At 61.6% G+C, this 5,025-nt stretch carries 6 protein-coding genes; 4 read left to right on the top strand and 2 right to left on the bottom strand.

Annotation, left to right across the window (positions count from 1 at the left end; translation table 11 throughout):
• Positions 1 to 156: 156 nt before the first annotated feature.
• The 4 genes from AB0H22_RS25380 to AB0H22_RS25365 all read left to right on the top strand — a co-directional run bounded on the left by AB0H22_RS25380 (position 157) and on the right by AB0H22_RS25365 (position 4,151).
• Positions 157 to 540: a hypothetical protein gene (locus AB0H22_RS25380; RefSeq protein WP_358150039.1), complete on the top strand. Its 384-nt coding sequence runs from the start codon at positions 157 to 159 to the stop codon at positions 538 to 540.
• A 38-nt stretch (positions 541 to 578) separates the two neighbouring features.
• Entirely contained in the window at positions 579 to 2,405 is a 1,827-nt protein-coding gene (locus tag AB0H22_RS25375) for a DUF2207 domain-containing protein (protein WP_358150038.1), read from the top strand.
• 112 nt (positions 2,406 to 2,517) lie between these two features.
• Positions 2,518 to 3,084: a LemA family protein gene (locus AB0H22_RS25370; RefSeq protein WP_358150036.1), complete on the top strand. Its 567-nt coding sequence runs from the start codon at positions 2,518 to 2,520 to the stop codon at positions 3,082 to 3,084.
• Between the two features lie 842 nt (positions 3,085 to 3,926).
• Positions 3,927 to 4,151 carry a hypothetical protein gene (locus tag AB0H22_RS25365; RefSeq protein ID WP_358150034.1) on the top strand — a complete coding sequence of 75 codons (225 nt, stop codon included), beginning with the start codon at positions 3,927 to 3,929 and terminating at the stop codon, positions 4,149 to 4,151.
• A 247-nt stretch (positions 4,152 to 4,398) separates the two neighbouring features.
• Here the strand turns inward: AB0H22_RS25365 and AB0H22_RS25360 are convergent, their stop codons facing one another.
• Positions 4,399 to 4,635 (bottom strand): hypothetical protein, encoded by a 237-nt coding sequence (locus AB0H22_RS25360; protein WP_358150032.1) that lies wholly within the window; start codon positions 4,633 to 4,635, stop codon positions 4,399 to 4,401.
• A 138-nt stretch (positions 4,636 to 4,773) separates the two neighbouring features.
• The gene (locus AB0H22_RS25355) at positions 4,774 to 4,893 is read right to left on the bottom strand and encodes a helix-turn-helix domain-containing protein (RefSeq protein WP_358150030.1); all 120 of its coding nucleotides are present in this window, start codon (positions 4,891 to 4,893) and stop codon (positions 4,774 to 4,776) included.
• Positions 4,894 to 5,025 lie beyond the last annotated feature (132 nt).

The raw sequence follows: 5,025 nt of genomic DNA, 5'->3' as shown, positions 1-5,025 counted from the left end.
GAGAGAGTCGGCCCACGGATCTCAGGCGGCGCCCGTCGGTGGAACCGTCAGATATGCGATCGCCCGCGGATCGGTGTTCCATTGGAGAATTCCTCCCCTGTGGATCAACACCTGGTACCCAGTGAACGTAACGTTCGCTAACCCGAACGCGAGGAGTTGGCGCTGCCGCGTGAAGCGCCTTGGCCAGGAAAGCTGCGGGTCGTCGCCACGACACTCAGGCTGAAGCACACACCGCTGCCCGTGGCTTCTCGGAACGAAGCCGTGGCGGCGCGGTCCGAGACACGCAAGGACAACAACCCTGAAACACGCACCCGTCTCAAGTCCGCGGAAGTCATCGCGCACGCGTTGTCTAAGCCGCAAAATACGGGCGCCTGCAACGAACGCGGTCTGACGTACATAATCGCGCTCTCGGCGCCGATGCCGCAGTTAGCGGCAAGTCCTAGACAGGTATCCCGTCATGTTTCTGGCACTAGGGAAATCACGTTCCAAGGTGTCATCATCGAAGACGTCGACAAGCCGCAGCTGCGGCTGCCGGAATAGTTAGCTTGCCGCCGAGTGCGACCCCGTACGCTGCTGGCATGGGGAGGTTTTGGTCACGTCGACTAGTGGTCAGGCGAAATCCACTGACGGTGGTTGCCGCCACGCTTATCGCGATAGTGGTCGCGGCAGGGGTGTTGCTGTGGCCGGTCCTGGAATACCTGGGAGGTACGGATTCGTCCGCCGTCCTGGACCCGGTGATCGTGACTGATTATCGGGCTGACTTGAGTGTCGATTGGGAGGGAACTCTCACTGCCACCGAGACCCTGACAGCATCGTTCCCTGCTGATCGTCACGGAATTTTCAGATTCTGGGATGTCCGCGCCCCCTCCGACGATCACGTGCGGCTTATTCCCTACGACATCAAGGTCACTCGCGATGGGCACGACGAGCCGACCGATCTCGTGTGGCAGCAGGGGCGCGCCTTCCGGGTCGCCAAGATTGGCGACCCGGACCGCACCCTTGACCCAGGCGAGCACGTCTATGTGATCAGCTACCGAATTCGGGGTGTGCTCTCGCCGAGCGCCGCCGGCGCGGCCGCTCAAGCATCTGGAAGCTGGCCAGCCGACCGGGATCGAGCGTCTTTCTACTGGAAGGTTGTCGCCGGTGGCTGGCAAGTGAGGTTTGACCGGACCGAGGTGAGGGTGAAGCTGCCCTCGCCCGCGACCGACGTTCGTTGTGCGTACGGTTACGACGATTCCGGGCAATGCGAACTGACCGGCGTCGGCACCGACAGTCTCACCATCCGGACCGGTGTGCTGGCGCCTCGGACTCCGGTCACTGTCCGTGCCGCACAGGATCTGCCGGCGCCCGATCGGGTGAGCGTGCCGTGGACGCCACCTTATGACGGTGTGCTTGGACAGTCGCCGGTGGTGGCTGGCGGGCTGGTGGTCCTGGCGGTGATCTGTCTCGGGGTGGGCTGGGTGTGGTCCTGGCGCGGCAGGGAAGAGCCTCCGGGATACCCGGTCGCGTATGAACCGCCGCCCGGCTTTGGCCCCGTGCAGACCTGTTATGTGATGCGCGAACAGGTGCCCGCCAACGCGCTGGTGGCGACATTGCTTTATCAGGCTCAGCGCGGCCTGACCACGATTCGACAGACGCAGGGGTCCACGTGGCGCATTGAAGCTCAAGGTGGCGATTGGGATGGTGTCGACCGGGTCACCCGCCAGGTTGGGCTTGCTCTCGGCGTGCAGAATGCTGGTGGGGCCTTCGACGCTGACGGGTCGGTGACGGCCGGACGCAGGCTCCAGTCGACATCGGAGGCCATTGCCGCGGACACCAAGGCCTGGGCGCGCGGTGAGGGACTGGTCATCAACGAGTTGTCTGAGCAGATCGGACGGTTTTCAGTGCTCGCCGCATGGGTGGCCGCAATGCTGTTGGTGTTTATCCGCCCTGGCGGGGCGACGATGTGGGCGTTGCCATTCGTTGGGTTCGGGATCGGTGGCATTGGGCTGCTTTTCGCCGGGGTCGGAACCCGCCGCACCGCTAAAGGCAGGGAGCAGTGGGCGCGGGCGGGCGGGTTCTATCGCCTGCTGTCGACGCCGTCAGCGCAGGATCGGTTTGATTTCAGTGCCCAGAAAGATCTGTATACGGCCTTCGTTCCGTATGCGGTCGCCTTCGGATGTGCCGACGAATGGGCCAAGAAATACAAGCTCTCGACCGGACAGGAGCCGCCGGCTCCGTCTTGGTACTTTGGCCCGACGACTCCTCACGGCCTTTTCGGTGGAAGTACTGCGTTCGCCGGATTCGAGTCTTCTCTGCGATCCTCGATCGGCGCCTACGAAACAAGTCAGTCCAGCTCGTCCAGTGGTGGGGGCGGCAGCTTCAGTGGCGGTGGGGGCGGCGGCGGAGGTGGAGGGTCATGGTGAGGGCCGCTGCCGAGCATGTCGCCATTGAAGCTAGCGACACTGTCAGGCTGGGTGTGGTGGCAATGTCCACCGGGATTCGTTCATTCATATTCCCTTTGGTCAAGGAGTCCGCATGCTGGTAACGATCATCATCGTCACGATCGTTGTGCTCGTGCTGTTAGCCGGTTTCGTCGTTGTCGGATTCAACCGGCTTCGTCGACAGAACGTCGGGGTCAACGAGGCGCTCGGTGGTGTCGACGTCCAGCTCACCCGGCGAGCCGATCTCATTCCGAATCTCGTCAACACCGTCAAGGGGTATGCGCAGCACGAACGCGGTGTTCTTGAGAATGTGACAGCGGCGCGCGCGGAGGTGCAGAAGGCGGCCCAAGGCGGGACGGTCGACGAGAAGTCAGCGGCACAGGCGAAGCTGGACAAAGCCATCGTCGATGTTCTCGCGGTCGCGGAGGCCTATCCAGACCTGAAGGCGTCGACCAACTTCATTGAGCTGCAGCGAGCGTTGACCGACACCGAGAATCAGTTGTCGTTCGCGCGTCAGTACTACAACGATGCCGCGGCCACGCTCAACACGTCGATCGCGACTATCCCGTGGATGTTCTTTTCCGCACTGGCTGGCGTGAAGCAGCGCGACTTCTACCAAGCGCCGGCCGGCAACGAGACTCCACCGACCGTCACTTTCTGACACGCGGCCCCCGTCAGACCGATTTCACTGGATTCAGCAGAACATTTTGGTCAAACACGAAGAGCCGCAAACACTAGCGTGATGGAAGACGCGATGAAAGATTGGCGACCCCAGCCTAGGGCCTACAGATTAATCCCCAGAACTACCATCTCTACTGAGAACGGCGAGCCCGCCGGACTGATGACCCTTAATGTCTCGAAGTGCTAGGAGAATCTCGGGAATCCCGACAGTAATCCTCGGGAACCACCTCGCGGATCTAACTGTTGCAGCATTCCCGATCCGCTCAGCAGTAGGCGATCAAGCTGTTCGTGGACCCCGCGCAGCGCCGCGACTAGCTCTCCGACTCAGCGGCGGGCGTACGCGCGGCGGGCGAGGCCATCTATCACTATCCGGTACCCATGAGTACCCTATACCCTTAGTATCGAATACTCAGTATATCCGATACTGGGTCTGGTATCTAAGGAGCTTTATGTCCGAGCTGCCATGTCCAGAACCACAGGCACATACGCACATGAAACGCAACGGGACTATTGGTGTGTCCTGTTCACCGTGCGCCGTCTAGGTGAATCTTCCCAGTTCGCAGACAACACACTCATTTCATCTGATTTGAAATTGAAAGTACCCGGATGGTTCTGGCAGGGGAGAGGGATGCTGATTTGCGGCAGTGTCAGGGTGTGAGCGGCTTTGGGGGTGTACCCCAGGCAAGCCAGAATCCACTGGCTGGGCGCCGATCATATGCCGCTACCGCTGGTCAGCGTGATTCACCCTGAAAGCCTCCGGGTCGTGGGAAAGCCGGGACAATGCGGGGTGGCCCGCGTCAACAGGAATCAACAACACGTCGAATGGGAGTAACTGAGTTGATCGAACATCTGTCCGCTGCTGTCGTGGAGGCATCGCAGCCTGGCCGCTTCTACCTGGTGTCGCGATCCGAAGGCTTGGTGTACGTGGACGAAGTATGGGACGAGGACACCGGCGATCCCGAAACGGTCGAAACCTTGCTGGCGATGACGCCAGCGGAAGCACGCGATCTGGCGTTCACGATCTTGGAGGCAGGGCTAGGCGAGTAGACGGGGGAGCCGGTAGGGCTATACACCACCAGCCCCGGCAACCAAGCCGCACCACCGCGCCCGTCTCATTTCTTTAGGTCTGAGATATCCGGATGAAAGTAGATGAGCCACATCGCAGTACGCGCAAGCACTGCCACGGCCACCGATGCGGGCCGCGATTCGGTTAGTTGGTCTGGCAGGGGTGGCTCGGCTGGCGGTCGAATGCGCAAAAAGGTGGAACCATCGCGCCTGGCAGAGAACCGGGAAGCTACTTGAGCGATTTGATGTCCACGCCCGACTCGTAGTGCAAGGGGATCGGGAGCCCGGTCACTTCCTCGATCAGCGTCGCTCCCAACGGTTTCATCTCGTAGTAGCGGTGGACTCTGTCTTGCGCGTCCGGTGCCGTGGAGCAGGGGCCGTTGGGGCATATCACCTTGGTCGGCACGGCGAGCACCGCGACCAGCAGCGCAGCGGCGATGCCGGTGGTGGCCACGATTCTCTTCATGTCAACCTCGTTCATCTCGGGGCCGTTCATGACGGCCAGGGGGCACGAGCGCATCAACATCATCGTTGATATTTGCTAACGAAGACACCCCGGCAGCGGCAAGGGGATCGCCCGCGCCGGAAGGGAACCAGGGTCGGCCTACCGTGTGGCTGGTTGGGTGGTTTTGTAGTTGTAGACCGATTGGCGGCTGATGCCGTACTCACGGGCCAGGGCTGTGACCGGCTCGCGTGCTGACAGACGTGTAGCCCAGATCGACACCGAGGGCGTATGTAGCGGCGGGTTTGGTTCTTGACAAGCGGTCGCCGTTAGCGGTCGGCGAGCGCGTCTGGCGGAGGCTTGCGTTCGCCTATTTGACAGCCTGGTATGGGCTGGCGCCAATGACCTTTGGAT

Source organism: Mycobacterium sp. NPDC050853, assembly GCF_040653875.1.
Classification (GTDB): domain Bacteria; phylum Actinomycetota; class Actinomycetes; order Mycobacteriales; family Mycobacteriaceae; genus Mycobacterium.
The sequence above is the reverse complement of the archived record's forward strand: the minus strand, read 5'-3'. Positions and strand labels throughout refer to the sequence as shown.